General features: G+C 66.6%; 21 protein-coding genes and 1 pseudogene. 9 read left to right on the top strand and 13 right to left on the bottom strand.

From position 1 onward, the window contains the following. Window positions 1-101 precede the first annotated feature (101 nt). The 3 genes from AB0B86_RS27910 (at window position 102) to AB0B86_RS27920 (ending at window position 2,714) form a co-directional block, all read left to right on the top strand. Window positions 102-731, top strand: coding sequence for a VOC family protein (locus tag AB0B86_RS27910; RefSeq protein ID WP_357409865.1), 630 nt, complete (start codon window positions 102-104; stop codon window positions 729-731). 225 nt (window positions 732-956) lie between these two features. Beyond that, window positions 957-1,586: a hypothetical protein gene (locus tag AB0B86_RS27915; RefSeq protein ID WP_357420124.1), complete on the top strand. Its 630-nt coding sequence runs from the start codon at window positions 957-959 to the stop codon at window positions 1,584-1,586. A gap of 204 nt (window positions 1,587-1,790) precedes the next feature. Then, a complete protein-coding gene (locus AB0B86_RS27920; protein ID WP_357420125.1) occupies window positions 1,791-2,714 on the top strand; it encodes a hypothetical protein in 924 nt (307 codons plus the stop codon). A 49-nt stretch (window positions 2,715-2,763) separates the two neighbouring features. Here the strand turns inward: AB0B86_RS27920 and AB0B86_RS27925 are convergent, their stop codons facing one another. Both AB0B86_RS27925 and AB0B86_RS27930 read right to left on the bottom strand, forming a co-directional pair. Then, the gene (locus AB0B86_RS27925) at window positions 2,764-3,108 is read right to left on the bottom strand and encodes a hypothetical protein (protein ID WP_357420126.1); all 345 of its coding nucleotides are present in this window, start codon (window positions 3,106-3,108) and stop codon (window positions 2,764-2,766) included. Window positions 3,109-3,752: 644 nt separating this feature from the next. Beyond that, window positions 3,753-4,022 carry a hypothetical protein gene (locus tag AB0B86_RS27930; protein ID WP_357409874.1) on the bottom strand — a complete coding sequence of 90 codons (270 nt, stop codon included), beginning with the start codon at window positions 4,020-4,022 and terminating at the stop codon, window positions 3,753-3,755. A gap of 359 nt (window positions 4,023-4,381) precedes the next feature. Between AB0B86_RS27930 and AB0B86_RS27935 the strand changes: the two genes are divergently transcribed. Further along, window positions 4,382-4,789, top strand: a complete 408-nt coding sequence (locus tag AB0B86_RS27935; protein WP_357420127.1) for a hypothetical protein — start codon at window positions 4,382-4,384, stop codon at window positions 4,787-4,789. 314 nt (window positions 4,790-5,103) lie between these two features. On the opposite strand, the gene AB0B86_RS27940 is transcribed toward AB0B86_RS27935, so the two are convergent. The 6 genes from AB0B86_RS27940 to AB0B86_RS27965 all read right to left on the bottom strand — a co-directional run bounded on the left by AB0B86_RS27940 (window position 5,104) and on the right by AB0B86_RS27965 (window position 9,782). Beyond that, window positions 5,104-5,427 carry a hypothetical protein gene (locus AB0B86_RS27940; protein WP_357420128.1) on the bottom strand — a complete coding sequence of 108 codons (324 nt, stop codon included), beginning with the start codon at window positions 5,425-5,427 and terminating at the stop codon, window positions 5,104-5,106. 207 nt (window positions 5,428-5,634) lie between these two features. Then, complete coding sequence (locus AB0B86_RS27945) at window positions 5,635-5,829, bottom strand: hypothetical protein (RefSeq protein ID WP_357420145.1); 195 nt, start codon at window positions 5,827-5,829, stop codon at window positions 5,635-5,637. A 416-nt stretch (window positions 5,830-6,245) separates the two neighbouring features. Beyond that, entirely contained in the window at window positions 6,246-6,791 is a 546-nt protein-coding gene (locus AB0B86_RS27950; protein WP_357409882.1) for a hypothetical protein, read from the bottom strand. Between the two features lie 689 nt (window positions 6,792-7,480). Continuing rightward, window positions 7,481-8,017: a dihydrofolate reductase family protein gene (locus tag AB0B86_RS27955; RefSeq protein WP_357409884.1), complete on the bottom strand. Its 537-nt coding sequence runs from the start codon at window positions 8,015-8,017 to the stop codon at window positions 7,481-7,483. Next, window positions 8,014-8,961: an RNA polymerase subunit sigma-70 gene (locus AB0B86_RS27960; RefSeq protein ID WP_357409988.1), complete on the bottom strand. Its 948-nt coding sequence runs from the start codon at window positions 8,959-8,961 to the stop codon at window positions 8,014-8,016. Before AB0B86_RS27960 ends, AB0B86_RS27955 begins: the two co-directional genes overlap by 4 nt. A gap of 287 nt (window positions 8,962-9,248) precedes the next feature. Next, window positions 9,249-9,782: a DUF6817 domain-containing protein gene (locus tag AB0B86_RS27965; RefSeq protein ID WP_357409886.1), complete on the bottom strand. Its 534-nt coding sequence runs from the start codon at window positions 9,780-9,782 to the stop codon at window positions 9,249-9,251. Between the two features lie 219 nt (window positions 9,783-10,001). On the opposite strand from AB0B86_RS27965, the gene AB0B86_RS27970 reads away from it, so the two are divergent. Continuing rightward, a complete protein-coding gene (locus tag AB0B86_RS27970) occupies window positions 10,002-10,733 on the top strand; it encodes a methyltransferase domain-containing protein (protein ID WP_357409888.1) in 732 nt (243 codons plus the stop codon). Between the two features lie 922 nt (window positions 10,734-11,655). Here AB0B86_RS27970 and AB0B86_RS27975 read toward each other — a convergent pair. Beyond that, window positions 11,656-14,436 (bottom strand): DUF2075 domain-containing protein, encoded by a 2,781-nt coding sequence (locus AB0B86_RS27975; RefSeq protein ID WP_357420129.1) that lies wholly within the window; start codon window positions 14,434-14,436, stop codon window positions 11,656-11,658. Window positions 14,437-14,897: 461 nt separating this feature from the next. Here AB0B86_RS27975 and AB0B86_RS27980 point away from each other — a divergent pair, with 461 nt between their 5' ends. The 3 genes from AB0B86_RS27980 (at window position 14,898) to AB0B86_RS27990 (ending at window position 16,574) form a co-directional block, all read left to right on the top strand. After that, window positions 14,898-15,350 (top strand): LacI family DNA-binding transcriptional regulator, encoded by a 453-nt coding sequence (locus tag AB0B86_RS27980; protein ID WP_357409892.1) that lies wholly within the window; start codon window positions 14,898-14,900, stop codon window positions 15,348-15,350. Between the two features lie 26 nt (window positions 15,351-15,376). After that, the gene (locus AB0B86_RS27985; protein ID WP_357409894.1) at window positions 15,377-16,168 is read left to right on the top strand and encodes an inositol monophosphatase family protein; all 792 of its coding nucleotides are present in this window, start codon (window positions 15,377-15,379) and stop codon (window positions 16,166-16,168) included. 163 nt (window positions 16,169-16,331) lie between these two features. Continuing rightward, window positions 16,332-16,574, top strand: coding sequence for a hypothetical protein (locus AB0B86_RS27990; protein WP_357409896.1), 243 nt, complete (start codon window positions 16,332-16,334; stop codon window positions 16,572-16,574). A 105-nt stretch (window positions 16,575-16,679) separates the two neighbouring features. Here AB0B86_RS27990 and AB0B86_RS27995 read toward each other — a convergent pair. Both AB0B86_RS27995 and AB0B86_RS28000 read right to left on the bottom strand, forming a co-directional pair. Next, window positions 16,680-16,814 (bottom strand): annotated as a pseudogene (locus AB0B86_RS27995) (transposase); the annotation flags it as partial. Between the two features lie 172 nt (window positions 16,815-16,986). After that, entirely contained in the window at window positions 16,987-17,613 is a 627-nt protein-coding gene (locus tag AB0B86_RS28000) for a helix-turn-helix domain-containing protein (RefSeq protein WP_357420130.1), read from the bottom strand. A gap of 39 nt (window positions 17,614-17,652) precedes the next feature. On the opposite strand from AB0B86_RS28000, the gene AB0B86_RS28005 reads away from it, so the two are divergent. Further along, the gene (locus AB0B86_RS28005; protein ID WP_357420131.1) at window positions 17,653-18,480 is read left to right on the top strand and encodes a hypothetical protein; all 828 of its coding nucleotides are present in this window, start codon (window positions 17,653-17,655) and stop codon (window positions 18,478-18,480) included. A gap of 67 nt (window positions 18,481-18,547) precedes the next feature. Here AB0B86_RS28005 and AB0B86_RS28010 read toward each other — a convergent pair whose 3' ends face one another. After that, on the bottom strand, window positions 18,548-19,501 hold the full coding sequence (locus AB0B86_RS28010; protein ID WP_357409902.1) for a hypothetical protein: 954 nt from the start codon (window positions 19,499-19,501) through the stop codon (window positions 18,548-18,550). Between the two features lie 77 nt (window positions 19,502-19,578). Beyond that, window positions 19,579-20,379, bottom strand: coding sequence for a leucine-rich repeat domain-containing protein (locus AB0B86_RS28015; protein ID WP_357409904.1), 801 nt, complete (start codon window positions 20,377-20,379; stop codon window positions 19,579-19,581). Window positions 20,380-20,568: the final 189 nt, after the last annotated feature.

Consider the following 20,568-nt stretch of genomic DNA (forward strand, 5'->3'; position numbering starts at 1 on the left):
CAGCAGCGGAAAGGGTCCTTGACACCTCACCTCAGTTCGCCGTTGCCAGTCGACCTATTGTCGAAGGGGCGGCCCGCGCCGCCGATGTTAGCCTCGCCAGCATGACTGCGCAGATCAGCGCCAGGCAGTTCCACGAGGCCGACGGTGTCGAGGACTGGCGGTCCCTGTACCACCTGGTCTCGGCCTATTTCCGTACCGGATCGCTGGCCGAAGGCATCGCGCTCGTCGATGAGATCGGTCAGCTCGCCAGCGAGAGCGAGCAGCGGCACCTCAACGTCGACCTGCGCCACGCAGCCGTCACAGTGTCCCTGTCACGGCGCGACATCGGGCTGGCCCGGCAGATCTCGGCCGCCGCCAGGGCACTGAACATTCCCGCCGACCCGACCGCCGTGCAGCTCGTGAACGTCACCCTCGACGTACTCGTCAGCGCGAGGGTGCTGCCATTCTGGCGGGCGCTGCTCGGTTACCGCGAGATCGGCGACAACTACCTGGCCGACCCGGCACGACGCGGCCCAGGCTTCGGGTTGCAGACGATGGAAGCGGCGCGTCCACAACGCAACCGCATGCACCTCGATATCGCCGTCCCGCACGATCAGGCCGAGGCCCGCATCGCCGCCGCGTTGGCCGCGGGCGGCCACCTCGTATCCGAGGAGCACGCGCCGATGTGGTGGGTGCTGGCTGACGCCGAGGGCAACGAGGCATGCGTCGCAACCTGGGTCGGCCGCGAGTAGCGCCGCTCTGGCACCGCTGCCAGCGGGTCACCCTCAATCCACGGCCTTGTTGAGCGCAGGAGGCGCTGCTTACGGTTGGTGCGGTTCTCTGTGGAGGACCGTGATTCGGTGCGGAGCGCTGAGGTCGCCTGTGGAGCGTCGCTGGCGGCGGGCCTTGGTGAGGGAAGTCCCCGATGTCGCGTCCTTCTGGTGTCGAGACTTGTGGCCGGGTCATAGGCTGCGCCCGTGTCGATCGACAGGGAGCAGTTCGCTGCCGGCGTCCGGTGGTGGCAGACGAAGACGAGTTGGCCGAATGACTTTCACAACAGCACCTACAAGGTCCTGGCCGTTCAGAACCCGGGCGGAGATTTTCGGGACGACTGGTGGGCGGGCTTCCTGCGGCGGCTGACTGCGTGGAAGGCCCTGCGACCTCTGTCCCAAGCCGACGTGACCCGTTTGCTGAACGAGAACCGAGACGACCTGGCTCGCACCTGGCATGAGGCGTGCGCGCCGGTGCAGGACATGGACATCACCGGCGTCACCTGGGCTCAGGTGCAGGCGTTCACTGCGGTCGTCGCGCGGCTCAAACCGGTGAAGTCGGAGTCTCCGGTGATCCCGTCGAAGTTCTGCCACTTCCTACTTCCCCGGATTTTCCCGGTCTTTGACAACGCGGCCGTCGGAGGTACTTGCACCTATGAGGCGTACTTCAATGTGATCAAGCATGCCTGGGAGACCACCCCGTCCGCGCTTCAAGCCGAGCTGATTGCGGACCTGTCCCGGCTCATCGAAGGCCATGGCGGGGGTCCTCCTCACGAGAACTTCCCGATGGCAACCAAGATCACCGAGCTCGCGCTCATCGGTCGCCGCCACCCTTGACGTCTTCTGGACCGCCTGCACACGGTCGCCAGGGCATCGATGCCGGCGTTGTGTTCCGGCACCTTCTGGTCAACCCTGCTGAGTCGGCCATACGGGCTGCCTCTGCATTCAGGTCCAAACAGGACAGACAGTCCGTTGGACGTCGACTGTTTTGTACAATGCTCGCCGCAGGCGGTCAAAATCCATCGATATGGGAAGGATCCGATGCCAGATCGGTTGCGGCGCGCGGTCGCCGATCGCAGATTGCCCGAGTCGGCGCTGAACGGAGATCCGCCTTCTCAGTGGCTGACCGTGGTAACCAACATCTTGGCACCGGTAGGCGTGCTCGTCGCGTACCTATACTGGTTCGCATACGTACGCGCATCTGCCTACTACGGATTCTTCGGCGTCAGCGGAGCGATCGGCCTGCAGTTCCAGAGCAGAGAGAACGCCGCCGACAGCATCATGTCGCTCGTCACGCCGGTTGCCATTTTCGCAGGGCTGGCACTAATGGCAGCAGCATTCCACCGGTCGATCACCGCAAGGCTGGAGCAGCACGGACACAGCCTGTTCCTACCATTGCGGGGTGCAGCCTCGATAGCTGCAATTGTTGCAGGTGCGTCGTTCCTGCCGTTCCTGTTCGAGTGGCTGCCGACGGTTTTCCTGACCGACTGGTCTGGCGGCGCGGGATGGCCCGAGTATCTCTCGGCTGCCGCAGGCGTACTGCTCTTCAACTACGCGGCGCAACTCCAAGATCGAAATAGAATCCCGGTCACGCAGGGGCGGAGAAGGGCTTACGGGCTCAGGGTGTGGGCATCTGCGGCGCTCGTCGTGGCGTTCGTGACCGCCGCCACCGGCTCGTACGCCTCAGATCTCGGCTTCGAGCAGGCGCTGCGTGTCACTCTGTCCGGGGAGCTGAGAAGCGTGACAGTGTATTCCAAGGAAGATCAATCCTTTACCGGCCACGGAATAACGTCGACCACGCTTCCCGCAAGCGACGGATTCAAGTACCGTTACACGGGCCTACGTCTGCTCGCGGTCCGGGGTGACCAGTTCATTGTCGTGCCAGAAGCGGAAAGGTTCGGCCCGCCGACAGCTGTTCTGATAACCGCTGGCGACGGAATCCGGATAGAGATTTCGTTGCCCTGACATCTTACTGGGTGCAGTCACATCGCCATCGACAGGGGGACAAACGGCTTTATGTAGCGGCTTCCTCCACATCGAGGGCTTCCAGCCAGCCATAGTCGTATCCGAGGTGGTCTAAGCGACTCCGAAGCCAGCTGCGTCTGCGTCCTGACGATATCCGCCACGCGTATCGCAGCCCTTCCGCAGCCCGGCCCCGCCGTTCTGGCGCGAGGTATCCGGGCAGGTTGTGGCAGAGATCAGCGACTTCACCTATCCGGCCACACCGCTTGGCCAGTCCTTCTGGCGACTGGTCGTCGGTCAAGGTCGATGCCTGGAAACGGATCTCGATGAACGCCAGGTGGAGCAGCATCGCCACCGCTTCCTCCGTCACTGCCTCTGGTGGCTCCTGCACAGACATGGGCCGCTCTTCTCCTCTCGGCGGACGGGGTCAGTGCTCGCCGCGGGTCTGCCCCATCGGGTGCGGCCCGCTCTGCCGGCCGCCTTGATCTGGTAACGGGGCTCGGTACTGTTCGGGCTTGCGTGGCTCCTTCCTCAGCTGATGCGCGGCAATCTGTCCGCCAACTGATCTGCGACACCTCACCCGCACTGCTCCCATATCCGTACGGCTGACGTTGGGTAGCGTTTTCGAACATGGAGTCGCGGACGGTCCAGCTCGGAGCGTTTGCAATGCACGTTGGCGTGAACTGCCGTGGGCCTGACGTCGTCGTCTTGACCGCTGGCCCGGGCTGTGTGCAGTACCTGGAACGGGGTGAAATCTCGCCGTTGGACCACCGCGCCTGGTACCCAGAGCCGCGCGGCGTCGGCCGCTCGGGGGCGGCCCGCACAGCATGGAAGAAGCAATTGCTGATCTTGAAGGCGTCCGTGAGGCGGTCGGTGTCGACAGCTGGATCGTAGTAGGCCATTCGTGGGGATGCGACTTGGGCGTGCGCCACACGGTCGAACGCCCAGAGGCAGTAAAGGGCTGATTGGCCTCGCTGGTAGGGGTCCCCAGCGTGACCGCACCTGGTCCGAGGCATACGAAGCCGGCAAGGCTGCGGAGCCCTACGCCAACATCGACTGGGTGCCCGAAGTGCATACAGCTCTCAGCGATTCGTTCACCGCTTGCCGGTCAGGCCATACGACGAGCGCAAGGTCACGCACGTGTGGGGGGTCCTCGTCAGTGGTCGTGGTGGCCAGGAGCAGCACCGATCGAAGGCCGTTCTCGTCCTCGGTGTAGTGCGGCAAGACCCGCCGCATGACATCAACGAGTTCATGGACCGGGAGCGCCACGAGCTGTTCGGCGAGTCGTTCGCGATCTTCATCAGTGCTCACCGAGTCACCCTACGCAGCTCCCGCCGGCTGCGGGCCGCACCTCTCGTCACCGCATCCTTCTGTCAGTCAGTCCACCGGCGAAAGCCGCGCCCGTGAGCTGGAGATCTACAGCCAGGTCTCATCGAAGGCGACCCGGAAGGCCCTGCGGAAGCTCGGCCAGATCCGCCCGCAGGGCAGGCCGCGAGCCCGACGGCTACCCCTGACCGACAAAGTTCAAGACTGCTGTCGGCCCGCGTCGCTCATGTTCTCCGGCCTGCTCCTCTTGTCGGCTGATGCCGCCTTCGCCCTACCGCCGTCGGCCGGCTTGACTGCACGGATGGCTGTACAGCCACACGGCGCAAGGCTGGCACGATCGACGCATGGACGGAGCGGACGCGCAACCAGGTCAGCCAGCCGGGGATCTCAGCGACCTGGTCATGGTCGACCTCACCGCAGCTGAACGCCACCTACTCGCCCGGGGGCTCAAGGAGTGGGGCGGGCCTGCTCACAGCACTGAAGCGTTGGCAGTCGCCATGGGCTTCGAGGGGGTCGAGGATTTCTATGCGCAGGCCGGTCCTTTGCACGCGTCGGTCCGCGCTGAAGAGCCGCTTAGCCGTCGTGACTGGCGACGTGTCCTGATAGCCACTGAGGTAGTTTTCGTCAGCGACATTTTCGGATCCGGTTGCGATTGGTCGGCCACGACCGGTCTGTCAGACGAAGAGACGATCTTTCTTCTCCGGGCCGTTCAGCGCAAACTGGCACGCTCGGCGAACGTTCATAACCCGTGATGTCCCAGTGGCGGCAGACGTGCCAGGCGTACGAGATCCGCATTTCGACCGGGCTGCTGACGACGCGGGTGACCCGCCCCGCCGACCCGGAGCGCGGGCCGTGGACCGGCTCGTCGCCGTCACCGTGAGCGGCGGCGGCCTGGCCGTGGTCCGCGGCGGGTTCTTCGTGATGCGGCGCCGGAGAAGGGCTCAGGCACCCCCGCGGTAGAACATGCCGCGGGGCAGCGCCGCTGCCTCCGCCGGGGCCGCGATCCACTTTACGGGCCGGGGCCGCTCACCAGTGGCGATGTAGTCGGCGACCACCTGCCGGGCGGTCAGCACGCCGACCGGGCCATGCTGGCGGGAATGCTCTGCAGCGGAGCGTCGCCGTTCCATACCACCTCCAGCGGGTTGCCCGGGGCCAGCTCTACGGCGATCGTCTCATCGGCGAGCCAGGTCAGCGCCGCCCGGCCCGCGTCGACGTCGATGTCGACCCGCAGGTCCTTGGCGCCGCCCTCCGGGCCGATCATCACCGACTGCCCTGACAGGCCGTGCCACATGATCTCCCGGGCCACGAAGTCGAAGACGTCGAGCGCCTGCAGCGGATCGGTGAGCCGGTCCGGCCGCGCGACGTAGTTCAGCAGTTCGTAGCTCCTCACCGCGCGAACCTACCAATCCCCTCGTAGGTCCTCAGCTGCCGTCGATCGTGGTCCGCACCGTGAACCGCGAGCCGGCGGGCAGCACGTCGGCTCGTCAACGCCTAATGCCGCCACGATTAGGTGCCCACTCATTGGCACGTCCGGACGGCATCCGTGCCAGCTCAGCGAGACGCTGCGTAGCACGCGGAGTGCGCCATGTGCGGGCGCTCAACGACCGGAGGTCAAGAGGTCCTCGCCGCTGATCACGACGCACCCGAACATGTCGCCGAGCACAGCCCGTTGGTGTTTCGTGAGCGGGTTTACGAACACCACAACACCGACCTCTGCGGCACGGCACGCTTGCGCAATCTCCCGCGCTTTGCCCGGGCTAAGCAGTGTCCGCCGCGAGAACGGCACAGACATTCTGGCCGCACCGCCGTGCGAGACACCCCGTCGCTGAACGTGCCGGCCCACTACCCGTCCGCCATGGGCCTCCACGGAGGCCGCGAGCACGTCTAGCTTCGCGCCGAATTCCTTATCCTTCGCCGAGAACAAGCCCACGAGCGCCACACCGGTGTCCGCCAGGACGGAGATCGGTGGCTGGACCGGAGATCGCCGCACGGGTCCATGGTGGCAGACGCCGACGGGCGCCCGCTGATCGGCATGAGCTGCCCGTGGGATCGGCGTCTCGAATGACGGAAGCGCGGTGGACTCCAGCAAGCTCGCCAGCAACCCTCCACCGACCCGAACGACGGTCACCCAACCATCGGTGGAGACGTCTTCGGCTTGATCTGGACCACGTCCTCGAAGTGGCGCTCCAACGTGCCCACGGCGTACTCCTAGTCGGTGGACTTGAGCGTCATCGCCCGGTCAGTGATGCGCTGAGCGCTGGTGTTCGCGTACTCGGCGAGCTGCTTGACGGGAGAACCTGGGCTGCTGAAGTCCGCGTATACGTGCGCGTACCGGTTTTCGGATGCCACGAACACGCCCGCGAAGATCTTCTCGTTGATCTTTTGCGAGCAGGATCGCGCGACCCGGTATTTGGGAGCGCTCGGGTACGGCACCGGCTCGCCGTAACAGGGACCTTCCGTCGCCGTCTCGCGTAGATACGCCTCGTCGTCGCTCTCGGTAAGACTCACGGCGATCCTGCCCGTATACGACCGGTCGGCCGACGAGAAGTCGAACTCACAGCTGACCAGTGACTTACTGACCTCACGTGTCGGCTCGGCACGGGTCAGGGTCCACACCCCCTCGACGACACTCGGCAAGGCCCCCGCCAACTCACTGCACGACGGAACGACCTCATCGTCGCCGAACGGCCCCCACCGCCACCCGCCGAGCAACCCAAGGGCCACGACGACAACACCAGCCACAACGGCCTGCATCCTCCTGCTCATTCGGCCGCTCACCAACCAGACCGCTGCTCGTACACGGAGGGCTCCCCGTCGCGTACCCACGGGTGCAGTGACGCCAACGCGAGCCTGGCCGCGGCCCGCACCTGCCGGGCCAGCGACTCGTTCGTATGCCGTCTACCTCGACCCGCGATGTCACCCCGACTCGTTGCGGCGATGCGAACGGACCTGTCCGGCGAGTGGGCATCCACGTCAGGGACAGGGGCAGCCACGTCGGGACCTGAGGGCTCACGTGACCCGGAGATCATCGGACGGGTCCCTTCCGGACGACAGCGCAGACTGTCGCCGTCGAGTCGTGTGAGCGCGCGACGGAAGCGCCCTCCTGTCGCGGCGTCATCATGGCGATGACCCTAGCAACGGGCGTCACCGCGAGCGGTCGGACTGCTTGCCCGCCACAGGTCGCCTGCGACGCTGTTCGACCCGCCGGTCCGGACGACCGTGCGGAACTGGTCCGGTCCTGGTCGGCAGCCCGGAGCGCCGCCGTTGTCGCATCCGCCATAGCCGTAGAAGACGAAGCCGTAGCCGGCCTGGTCGTCGGCCGCACCCCGGCCCTTCGCCATCACCGATCCCAGTGGAGAAGAGTCACCATCCGAGGCTGTTGGATGGTGTTCACGATTCCGGCCGCCGGGTGCATCTCGCCCGGCGGCCGGATCACGATCAGCTCAACGGGAGTAGGTCAGGCGCATCGCGCCGCTGGAGTAGCGGCGCTGGTCCCGCAGGTGCAGCGAGACGGGCGTATCGAACAGCGGCAACCCCTCGCCGAGAGCGACTGGGTGGACGATGAGTTGGTATTCGTCGACGAGGCCGGCCCGGGTCGCGGCCCGGGCCAGTGCGGAGCCTCCGACCAAGGCGATGTCGCCGTCGCCGGTTGCCCTCAACGTCTCGATCGTGGTGGCCAGATCGGTGGTGGCCAGTCGCGCGCCCGACCAGCCGAGCGGCTCCCGCAGCGTGCGGGAGAACACGATTTTCTCCGCCGCGTTGACCAGAGGCGCTACCTCGTCGGTTGAGCCGGGCCAGTGTGCGGACTGGGCCTCGTAGGTGACCCGGCCCATTACCTGCGTCGAGGTCAGCTTGATGGCCTCGATGATGTCGGCCATCGTTTCGGGTGTGAAGGTCGGCCACATCCAGTCGAGCTCGCCGCCCGGACGGGCTACGTAACCGTCGAGAGACAGCTGCATCGCTAGAACAACTTTTCTCATGTCAGGTCTGACGGGATAGCCGGCGAAAAGGAATCGAGCACGTTCGGGTCGTGGAAGTCGACGATCCCGGCGATCCGATCGCCCATCACGTTCAGCACCTGCACGGCGCGTAGGCGGAAACGCGGTGCGCCGGGCGCACGCAGATACACCGCGACGGCTGGCTGGTGGTTGGCTGCGGTCGGCATCCATCGATAGTCGCCCGGATCGGCGTGGCGGCGGATCCCGTCGAGGTAGGGCTGGCGGCCTTCGACCCAGAGCGGCAGCGGCGGGAACTCCACCCGCAGCTCCTCGGCCAGCACGTCGGCGAGTGCCTGCCGATCACCTCGGCGGTGAGCTTCGACGTACCGGCGCAGCACCGCCTGCTCGTCGGCGGTGGCCTCGCCCTGCGCCCAATGCTCGCGGTGGCGAGGCAGCCGGTCGCGCAGCGTCGCTCGCGCGCGCTGCAACGCACTCTTGACTGCCGGTACGGTCATCTCCAGCGCGGCGGCGACCTCCGCAGCCGGCCAGCCGAGCACGTCACGCAGCAGCAATGCTGCCCGCTGCCGCGGCAAGAGGTGCTGAATGGTGGCGAGGAAGGCCAACTCCAGCGTCTCCCGCGCGACTGCTTCGTCGGCCGGGTCGAGCAGATGCTCCGGGCATGGTTCCAGCCAGGAGGATTGCACCCCGTCGGACACCATGTCCGACGGCAGGACCCGGCGTCCGCGGCCGGCGAGCGCGTCCAGGCAGGCGTTGGTGGCGATCCGGAACAGCCAGGCCCGCGCTGTGGATCGCCCCTCGAACCCATCACGAGCGCGCCAGGCCCGAAGAAAGGTCTCCTGCAGCAGATCCTCGGCTTCGCCGAGTGCTCCGGCCATGCGATAGCAGTGCGCGCGCAACTCTCGCCGATGGGCCTCGAAGAGGTCGGCGAACCGCCGCTCGTCGAGGGCCAGGTCGTCAGGATTCATCACCGGTTACGACTCTGCCCGCACGGAAAAGGAATCGCCACCGGGGACCCGCGCACCCGCTCGACGAACTGCGAAAACCTGGATCTGCGGAAGCGGTGGGTGCGGTCGAGTGCAGTCCGATGCCGTTGGCCGATTTTCACGGCCGTCCAGGGCACCCGGCTGCTCCCAACCTGCTCCCCCGAATCGCACGCCTGACCTTCACTTGCCAGCCGAGTGCGGCAGAAGCCGGATCCCGGCCGGCGGGGCTGAGCCGGGACGGGCACCGGCGCCGCCCGCGCAATTGTTCTTTAAGGCCCCAAGACCCGCAGCGCTTCCCCGGCTACTTGTGGGGAGGCGACGGGAGCCCAGGCAGCGAACAGCTCACGGAAGTACGCCCCATGCTCGTCAACCACCGAACGATCGTGCTCGAAGACGTCGAGTTCGTTGACGATGCTCAGATCGACAAACGGTTGGAGCTGGACCGGGGCCAGTGTCCTGAGCTCCTTGGTGAAGCGGTCGAAGACCTCACCGGTCGTCGCCAGGTCCCGCCAGGTACGCCTGCGGTCACAGGCGCCGTACAAGTAGACGAGAGCCTCGGCATTGTCCCCAATGAGATCGCGCACCCGTTTCCGGTCGGTCCGGTCGAGCAGCGCGAGGTCGAAGCCATCCGTCCCGTAGACAGCGTGGACGAGGCCAGCGCGCTGCGTATCCACGTCCGACCCGAGCGCGGCAAGGCGCTCCTGCACACGGCACAGGTGCGCATAGAGCGTGCCGCCGGGGTGCTCGATCGCCTCAGCGCCACATCGACGTAGCCAGGCCCGCGTATCCGCGTCAACGCTCATGGACTTGACCCTAGGCACGGTGGCGTCGGCGGGCTGCCCCTCCTCTTGCGCAGTTCGTCACAGACCATGCTGCCGCAGCGGTCAGACCTCGGGGTAAACCCATCACCGCGGCACTCTCCAGCGCGGCGACCGCGTCGTATGAGGCCAACAGGACCCACGAATGTGAAGTAATGCATCGCCCCCTTCACTCCGCAGATCGAGAAGGGTTGAGTCAGGGGTATGGCTCGAATCGCGTACGACAGCGTGGACGCGGCGGCGTACGAGGCGACCCGCCACCTCACCGACGACGGACTCACGGCTTGGCGGGAGGCGATCACCCGGCACCTCGGTCCCCGCCCCGGGATGCGGCTTCTCGACTTGGGCTCCGGCACCGGCAGTTGGGCGCAGTCCTTCACCACCTGGTACAACGGCGTCGACGTCGTCGCGGTCGACCCGTCCGAGGCGATGCGCGCCCGCTCGATGTACCAGCCTGTGGCTCCCGGCGACGCCGCGCACATCCCGCTTGACGACGACAGCGTTGACGCCGTCTGGATTTCCACTGTCATCCACCATGTGCCCGACCTTGCCGCCGCGGCCCACGAAGTGCGCCGGGTCCTGCGCCCCGGCGCTCCGCTGCTGATCCGCTCCGCGTTCGCGGGCCGGCACCAGGCGATCACCCTCTTCCGGTACTTCCCGGAGGCCGTTCACGTGCTCGACACCTATCCCAGCGTGGCCGACGTCGAGACGGCCTTCGCCGCCGCCGGCTTCAACACCGTCGCCTGCGAACAGGTTCCGCAGACCACCGCCGCGTCCCTGCACGAGGCCGCCACGACGCTACGCCGCGAGGCGCACACCCTCCTGCATCTGATCAGCGACGATGACTACGCCACGGGCCTCGCCCGACTTCGCCATGCGGCGAGGATCGACACCGGGCCAGTCATCGACGCCCTCGACCTGCTCGTGCTCCGCTGATCGCCGCCGACGCCACTGAAACGCGCTGCGCGCCTGAGTCAGGCTCACATGGGCTACTTTGCCATTCGGCACACACGTGGCGTAGCGCAAAATTGACCGCCGCTAGATGGCGGATCTCCTCGTCGCGCAGTCGTAGAGGGCGGCGCTGCGGACAAGTGGTGGCGCGCCTTGGCGCAGAGCCGCACCTCCCCTGTGGCTGCGACAGCGATCCTCACAGTCAGCCCAGGATCGCTCGGATGACCGCAGCTTTCCCGTCCAGTTCCAGCAGGTGTACGACCCACCCTCCCGGTTCGGGCTCGGCTCCGGGTTGGTCGCATCCGACTCGCCCGCCGCCGTCGGCGTGTATCGCCACAGCGCACCCGGGCCCTGCCATGAAGCCGCCCCCGCCGCCTCTGCCATTGGCGTCGGTCAGTCGCACCCTGACACCGCCATTCTCCACGGAGGACGACACCGTCCACTTGCCGAGTGGGAATTTGACCGAACCGGAGAAGGACACTTTGCAGTCGCCGTCAGCACACGCCGGGTACTTGGTGCCGCCCCCGCTCGGCGCCTCCGTCCTCTGTGCTGCTTTGGGCTCCTGTACCACTTCAGCCTTCCGTGACTCGTCCGCGGTGGCGGAGGAAGAGGCCGAAGGTACGGCGTCACGGGGACTTGAGGGGGAAGCAGCGCGGGAGGCGGTCGCGGTAGCGGCGGTGTCAGGGCTCGACCAGGTGGCATCGGAGGACGATTCCGCCTTGGAATCGCAGCCGGCTACGGCCAAGACCAGCAGTAACGCCCCGATCGCTGTGCGATTGGCGGAGAAAAGTCGGCAATGCTGCATGCGCGGAGTCTAATGGCCCGACTTTGCCGGAGCCCTGTCTGGCGAGTGCAGGCCCGTAGAAGGGGCCGGCGCCACCGAACTTGGCCGTTCCGAACGCACGGCTCACCGGTCGTCAGCCCCCGGAACCCCCGGAGTCGGTGGCAGACCGTGCCCCGCATGCAGCCGGGCAGCCAGGAACGCCTGAGTCTCTGGATCCGTGGAATAGAGCAGCACACCACGCATGCCCCGGGTCATCAGCACCCGGTAGGTGTTGCGAATGAGGCGGTCGGCGACTTCGTCACTCATAGCCGCACTGTTGCGGAACATCGGATCCTTCGACGCTGAAGGGCGGGTGACCAGTCGGCCGTCACGGGCGACAAGGTCCGGACCGACGATGACGCCTGCCCAGTCGTAGTCGAAGCCCTGCGCGGTGTAGACGGTGCCGATCTGACCGAAGCCGTTGAGGTCGGTTGCCCAGAAGGCGGAACCGGGGGCATCGCCGACGCTGCGCTCACTCCTGGCGTTCCAGGGCCGGGCCCACCCGTCGATCTGCACGTCCGGCACGAGCGAACCGTCCGGTCGAGGATCGCTCCAGGGCCAGCAGTAGCCAGCCGACAATCTCGCCGTCTCGCCAGCGGCATGCTTGCCGGCGAGGAATGCCTCCATCTCTTCCGGCGAGTCGACCATCCGCAGGTCGAAACGACCGTCCCCGCTCCACGTCATCGGCTCATCATCGTCGGCGCTGAGCAGGGCTTCGGTCCACTGGACGTAGGTGCGACTGCCGCCCGAGCGGAATTGGTCACGCAAGGAGACAACCTCGATCTCCAGGCCGTGCTTTTCGGCATACCGAGCGATGTGCGTCAGGCTACCCAACTCTCCAGGCCGGACCACCTGGTCCTCGTCGAGAAGGAAGACCGGCACCCGGGCAGCTTCCATCAACTCCTCGATCTGCGGTCGATGCCGGTCTCGCCGACTTTCCGGGGTGAATCGGTTGACCGAGGTTGCCCGTATGCGATGGGCCTCGTCACAGATCAGCACGTCGAGGCCGTTCGGTTCAACTTCCATAAAGCTGTTGAAGTAGCGGAACAGGCTTCGGAGCCGCTGACTTCCCGTACCGGCGTATCGGCGCAAGGTCTGCGTGAACGACCGCGACCCGGTGGCGTGCATGACCGAATGGCCCTGCCGGGCCAGCTCTCCGAGCACTGACAGGCCGATGACGCTCTTGCCGCTACCTGGCCCACCAGACACCACCACGACTGTCTTGCGTTCCGCGGTACGGGCGCGCTTCACCGCGCGCAACACCATCTCGTACGCCACGCGTTGCTCGTCGAGCAGCCTGAAGTGCGAGCGCTCCCGCAGCTCCTGGCCGGCGTACCCCAGCAGGTGCCTGCTGGGGCGTACTGGACTCGCGAGCAGCCGGTCAGCGGCACCCGCTCCGGAGGCGGAACCAAGGTGAGCGCGCAGGTAGTCGAGGAACTGTCCCCGTCGTTGCTTGGTGAAGACCCGGCCGTGGTTGTCCGCACGGCGGGCGAGCAGGTCGCTGACGTCGCGATCCACGGCCTGGTATAGATAGGCGGCCCCTCGGATCGAACCGTCCCCGTCAGCGGCCAGCACACCGAGAACGTCATCCAGGTATTCGCAGTAGGCGCCAACCTGCACACCCGGATGCAGATTCGCCACTCCCGCGTGCCCGACCGCCACCAGCGAATCAGAATTCGCCACCGACCGTGCATGCGTCCACGGCTTCAACTCGACAACCACGTACGCAGGACGCCCTGTCTCCGGATGCACACCGGCGAGCACCACGTCGACCTGCCTGGTGCTCAGTGGGAGTTGGAAACCGATGATCATCGAGACCGCGCCGAGCCCAGCCCGCACAAGCTCCGCGGCCAACGTGGCCACCCGGCGCATCGCCGCGCGAACTGCGGCCGCCATGATGGGATCGGAGTCGGGGTGGGTGTGCCAGATGACTGCCCCAGGCAGAGCGCGCCTGGCGACGAGTCGCGTCAACTCGGCGGCAGAGAGAACGAATGTGACGCCGGCGAGGGACACCTCATCGCTCTCCGGGGCTGGGGAAACGCGCGTGGTGGCGGTGCGCGGATCGACGCGGTCAGTAGAAGGCAGGTGCCGCGGGGCGCCAGCCGTCCCCGCCTGTGCCCCGCCCCAGAGGAGCACGGAAACCTGGGCGCTCGTCGGACCAAAGCGTGACTTGGCAAATGCCGAGCGCACCTCCTCTGGCGGCACCGGGCGATCCTGGCGGCGGTCCGAGAGCACCCACTCATTCCAGTCCTCCAACCAGGAGAGGGCATGAGGGTTCGAGAACAGCCTGACGCGCCGGAGGCAGGCACTAAGCGCCGCACGATGCTCCGGTCGGGGTACCGCCCGCAGCGAGCCAGAAAACACCCGTAGCCGGCCGCCGGACAGGACCTCGACGCTGGGCGCGGTGCGCAGCGCCGCACGAAGCCGGTCCCACGAACACCGCAGTTGCACCTGCCCATCCGCCTGATCCGGCAAGGCCAGGATCACGACATCTTTGGCCGAGGTGACCATGAATGCCTCGCCCGCCCGCCCGCCCGAGGTGGTGCCCCCGGTGCTGAGCATGGCGGCGAACTGCTCGACCTCGTTGATCGGCACCGTAACGCGAAGCGACGCCGCCAGCGGACGAACAGCCTGCACAGGCAGCGGAACACAGCGATCGGGGAGGTCCACCGACAACTCCCGCGACGCAAGGAGAAGCTGGTTCATGACAGCGGACTCGACGGCCGCTTGCGGCTCGCTGAGCGCGTCGGGCAGCAGCGCCTCGCCGGCAGGCACAGCCGCGACGAGATTCTGAGCCTGCTGATAGCTCTCACCGGTGTAGCGGCGACGGGCGCGTGCGAGATCCTTGATCTGGACGCGGGTCACCGCGTACGCCGACCGCTGGCGGCACCCACCGCGTCCCGGCTCCAGATCCGCAACTCGCACAGCAGTCGGACCGCCAGGTCACCGCGCGACTGGGGCCTTACCGCCAAGAGGAGCAAGATCGGCGCGATACACAGTGCTAGCAGCATGATCGGAATGTGGGCGATCGCGACAATCAGCGGTCGCACCATCGTGGCCGGCACAGCCGCAAGGTCGAATGAGGGCACGCTCGTCTCCCGTTCCGCTGCCCGGCCAACGGCAATCGAGATAACGCACCTACAACGACAAGGGTGTAACGCGCGGAGGGTGGCACACCCTTCAGTCGCCCTCACTGGACCCCAGCCGGGAGGTCCATGACGACTCGGTCACCGTGATTGACCAACAACAGAGTAGCGGTCACGTCAAGTCGGACTTCGACATGCCCATGCTCCCATCAACCACCCAGCAGGGACCGACAGGACACTGTGGAGGAAACGCTGAGCACCGTCGAACGCGCCGTCACCATCAGCGAGATTGCGGCGCTCGCAGGGGCCTCCACGGGCGCGGCCTCGGAGGCGCTCAACGGCCGCGGTGCGCTATGGCCGGAGACCCGGCCACGGGTGCAACAGGCCGCCGATCAGCTGGGTTTCGTCGCCAACGCCGCCGCACGCTGCCCGCAGACCGGATGCACCCACACGGTCGGCATGATCATCACTGACACCATCGGCCGGATCAGCATCCCGATGCTCATCGGCGCCGAGGACGCCCTCGGCGCCGGTTCAGAGCACCACCACTCCGCCACCGTCCGCGCCGCCGCGACGATCGAGACCCTCACCACCGAAGGCCTACACCTCGCCACCCCCATCGCTGCCATCATCTCGCTGCCACGATCGACATGCTCGGCCTTCGTCGCGGTCGGTGGTGACGTGACGGGGTGAGGCTGTTCGTCGGTTACTGTTCGCGCATGGCAGCGCCCCCGGTCGACCGCACCCTGCTGGACTTCGCGATCGAGATCGCCGAGCGGGCTGGCAACCTCGCCGCCGAGCGGTTCTTCGCCGCCGACTTCGTGACGTCCACCAAGCCGGACGGAACGGATGTCACCGACGTCGACCTCGCCGTCGAAGCGTTGATCCGTGGGGAGCTGTCGCGGCGCTTCCCGGCCGACGGGGCCTACGGCGAAGAGGCCGGGGAAACAACCGGCACGTCACGACGTCGCTGGATCATCGACCCGATCGACGGGACCACCTACTTCGCACACCACATCCCCCTCTTCGGCACCAACCTCGCGCTCGAGGACGAGCACGGACCGGCCCTGGCTGTCATCAACGAGCCGGTTGGCCGGCAGCTGATCCACGCCGGTCGAGGACTCGGTTGTCGGATTCGCTCCGGTGGCGTCGACAGGAGGCCCCTGCTGAGGGAGGCAGGCGACCTCACGACCGCTCGCGTGCAGTTGGTGAACCCCGATGGGTGGCCGGCCGACGTGCTCCTCACTCTGCACCGACACACCACGATCACCGGCTATCTCGGCGGTATCGGCGGACTGCTCTCCGGGGCACTCGACGCAATCGTGATCGCCGGGTCGGAGATGGGGTACGAGGATCTGGCGCCGATGCCTGTGATCCTCGAAGAGGCCGGCGGCCGGGTGACCGACCTTCGCGGCGGACCGGTACTTGCCGGCCCTGGAACAGCCCTGATCAGCACCGGTCACCACCACGACGCCCTGCTGGACCTGCTGGCGCCGGTTCTGCCGCAGTAGGCACCTGTCCTGCCGATCGTCACCGGGCTGCGGCAGGCCTCAGTGGCGACCGGAGGCGTTGCCAATGCGTCCAGATGCGACACCGGTATCCGGACGCACCTCCGCCTAGGACATGTACTGTCGATCATGGGGCGGTGCGGCAGGGCTCGGCTAGAGTCTCGCCGTGGTGGTGGTCAACATTGTTGAAAAGTTCGGCGTGGACGATGTCCTCGAACGCTCATGGGATCTGCCATCGGAGGTAGTCGAGCTGCTGCGCGCGCATGTCGAGGTGACGCCCGACGGGTGGGTCGTGGACGTGTGGCCCATGACAGCGCGGCTCGCCGCCATCGTGCAGCCCTGGGTGGATGAGCCCATCGATGTCGAGTCGGGTTTCTGGTTTGTCAGCTCGGCGCAGGTCGCTGCTTGAGGCGAGTCATCGGAGCCAGATGATGGCGGCGATGAGGACAGGCTGGATCGGTAGAGGGATGCGCGTTTGGCGTATCGGGTGGCCAGGTCCGGACTTGTTGACGCAGATCGCGTCGAGCAGGGCGAGGAGTTGCGGGTTGTCGCCGGCCTGGCCCGGGGTGAGCAGGATCGAAAGCGGCCGGCCGCGACCGTCGACCGCCAGGTGGACCTTCGTGCTCAGTCCGCCGCGGGACCGGCCGATGGCCTCGCCATCTTGCGTACCAGGCGTCGCCGGACATGTCGGGGAGCCCCCCTTTTGCGGGCGCCAGCGGCATGCTGGTGCGCCTGGACCCTGAACACCTTCTTCTTTCGCCGAGGCCACTGGCGCGATCTGGTCACAGCCGGACGCACTGTGGTCACCGCCGCCTGGCACGTCAGGTCAGGAGTTCGCGGGCCAGGGCCTCGGTCCACCAGCGTTCGACCTGATCGGGTTGCCAGCCGCGTTCGTCGGTCAGTGTGGTGTAGACGTCGATGTTGCAGATCGCCGCATAGATATCGACAGCCGCCGGTATGTTCAATCCTTCTCGGAGAACGCCGACCGGCCACGACGAGAACACCTGGGTCCTCGTTTCGTCCCCCTGTTGACGGCCGTCGCGGTAGGCGGTCGCCAGCGCGGGCTCGGTGCGGCCCGCCTCGCGCACGAGCGCGATGACGTCACCTGCACGCTCGAAGAGGCGCCGGTCGTAGCCGGCCATCGCCGCGAGTTGCCGCACCGGATCGTTTCCAGCCCCTTCCAGTTCGGCGAGCGACTGCGGTGGATCCGCGGCGATGTTTACTGCGTCGACCAGGGCTTGGATCAGCCCGGTCTTGTTCCCGTACACCGCGTAGACGGTCGGCACCGAGACCCCGGCCTCCCGAGCCACGTCACGTACCGTGGTCGCCGCCCAGCCCCGGGAGAGGAACAGCCGTCGGGCGGCGCTGGCGATCTCACCCCTGGTCTCTGCCGCTTGCGCCGCCCGGCGCAGTGACTCGTATCTGCGCCTGCCTGCCTCGGCGGTCATGGCTTGCCCCCTTCGGTTTCCGGGTCTTATATTCAATATATGCTGCGCATACTCGGCGTCGGAAGCACCTGGACGTTCTCGCGAATCGCCGGCCTCGCCGGACTCGGCTTCGCCATCCTGATCACCTCCATCAACGCCTTCCTGGTACCAGCCGGCCTGCCCCACACCGGCGCGGAGAGCACCGAAGTTGTCCAGTTCTTCACCACGCAACAGGACACGGTCGGCCTCGCGTCAGCACTCGTACCGATCGCCTGGGTACTGGCCACCCTGTTCGGCGCCGGCGCGGTCTCCGTGCTGTGGCGTTCCGACCGCGAGCAAGGCACAGCCTGGTCCCTGGTCGGATTCGCCGGGGTGATCATGCAGAACATCACCTTCACCGGCGTGATGGCCACCCGGCTCGCGCTCGCGTCAACGACCGCGCAGGACAGCAGCACGACCGCCGGACTCTGGGCACTACACGATGCACTGTTCATCTTCAACGGCACCTTCCTGGCACTGGCCATGACCGGCCTGTCCATCAGCGGCCGACACGCCGGCCTGATCCGCCGCTGGCACAGCGGGATCGGCCTGCTGGCCGCCGCACTCCAGTTCGGCTCGGCCGTGTTGAGCCCTCTGGTCATCGACGACCCCGGTCGGGTTGGTCTACTCGGCCTTCTCGGCTGGCTGATCTGGGTCGTGTGGATCGTCGCCTACGGCATGACCCTGATCCGCCTGACATCCGCTGCCCACCCAGGCGATACCGAATCACCGACACACCGATCCAATGAGCCATTTCGATCGGTCCAGCGGCAGGCCGATCTACCCGAAGGCCAGCGCCGCCATCCAGCACAGCAGCGCGTCGAACCGCCGGAAAGCGTGCAGGCGTAGACATCCGCTCATCGGCATGACTGCGCACCGAGCGACGAAAACGCGCGGTCCACGGCATGAGTGATGTCTATTGATTTTGGCGGCCACGGGTCAGATGGACGTGACGTAACCCAGGACTGAAGGCGGCGACGTGGTCCGAGGTGCCGTGGTGCGCTTTCGATGGCGTGAACCGGCCTTCGCTGACTGCGACGTCGTAGGCTCCCCCGATGGCGTACTCGGCCAGGATTCCGGTCACGCGGCGCTCGACAGCCCAGGCGAGTCCAGCGTCCAGAGTGTCGAACACTCCGGAGGCATATCGGGCGGGTTCACCGTGGAAGATCCAGACGGTTGACCTGAGCGGGCTCCGCTGATCAGAAGTAGGCCTACGCTGCTGGCCCTCCGGCGTGAAGGAGAACGACTCGGGGAACTTGCCCGGTCGATGGCGTACGGCCAGAAGCACCGGTTCGGGGTGGACGCCCTGCAGCCCCGTCTCGGCTGCAGTGTTCGCCAGAGCATTCCATAAATGGAAACAGATGAGGACGTGGTCGCGATCGGCAGTGGTGTAGGCAAGCGTCTTGGGGTAGGACGGGTTCGTTCCGCCGATCCAGATTGACGGTCGCCCGAACGTCTCAATGACGTCGGCCAGCGTCCGCTGTCGCGACAGCCAACCGCTGATGTCGGCGCTGAGCTGCCCATACTCTGCCTCGGACAGCGCCCGATCCAGCTCAAGCCAGCCGAGACGATGGGCAATCTCGGCGTAGACGGAGGCCGCGGCATCACGCACGGCATCTGCCGGCAGGATGTTGCGGTAAGCGCCCACGACACCTGTCGGGGTGAACGCGTCGCGTTCGCGCAGTCCGTCGCACTCCGTCGACCACCGCTCAAGGCTTCCATCCACGGCGGCCATCGCCTCGAGCAGAAGCCGTTCGGCGATCTCGTCCCTGCCATACATGCCAGGGCGCCGAAGCACGCCGTTCACCTGCGCCAGGTGATGCCGACGCGCCTCGCCGAGAACGAAATCGGCATCTCGACCACTGCTCATCACAGCCGATCATCACACGCCAACGGACCGAGGACATCCGCTCATCGGCAGTTGCGGGTGGGCTCGTGGTAGCCGCCTCATCGCCTGGCAGCCGGCTGGACGAGGTCCGGGCCGCCGGTGTGCGGCGTCGGGAGATAGCCGGGGTACGGCTGCGGCAGTGCCGCCACGCAGGCCGCGGAGCATGCGTTTACCAGCATCGGCAACACGTCGGTGGCGACCAGGCCAGAGATCCAGACTTGGCGAAGCTCACCGTCAACCGGCCCACCGCAGACGCTGCAGCTTCGCACCGCGTCGCAGCCCCACACCTCTGGGTCGAGTGCGGCGAAGTCCGTCTCTACCGGTCGGGTCACCGCCCGCAGCCGCGGAAACGGCGGGCGGAACTTGAAGTTGCCATAGAGGACGCGCGTGCTCACCGTGCTGTCGGTGAGCTTCGTGCATCTGGTCAGCTCGTACGGGTACCAGTGCAGCCGGTGGGAGGTGTACGGATCGAAGACCTCAAGGCTGGTCATTGACCCGATCTCGGGCGGGATACGAACCAGATTCGTGCCGTAGAGCACCAGACGTTTGACGGCGGTCAGCTTCGCGATCGTCGCCGGTAGCGTGACGATCTGCCGCCGCTCAGGAGCACTCAGCGCCACGAACGGCTTGAACACCGTCCGCCCATCCGCCGCGGCCTCGTCGATCAGCGCCAGCAGATGCCGCCAACCTGCCGCCTCGGTGTCCTGACGGTCCGCGTGGAAGACGACGTTGTTCGGCCGGGTAGCGACCGAGTGGCCGACGCAGCGGCAGTGGTCGCGGGCCGGACCGCCCGCACTGGGTCCGACCGCATCCGCAAAGCGATTGGGCAACAGATGCGGCGTGATCTCGTTCGCGTCCACGCCGAGGACCCTACCGGCACCCATCGACCGCTCCCGCAGCTGTCATCGGCAGTTTTGAGCGGCAGCCCAAGGGACGTCTCGTAACTCGGTGGCCGGCCTCACGCCTGTTCATGGATCTCGCCCACCTGACCAAATCCTGTCAGCTATCCGCTACTGCTCATCGGTGAAGGACCTTCCGTGAAAACGTTA

The sequence above is a fragment of the Micromonospora sp. NPDC049047 genome (genome assembly GCF_040649135.1).
Taxonomy (GTDB): Bacteria; Actinomycetota; Actinomycetes; order Mycobacteriales; family Micromonosporaceae; genus Micromonospora.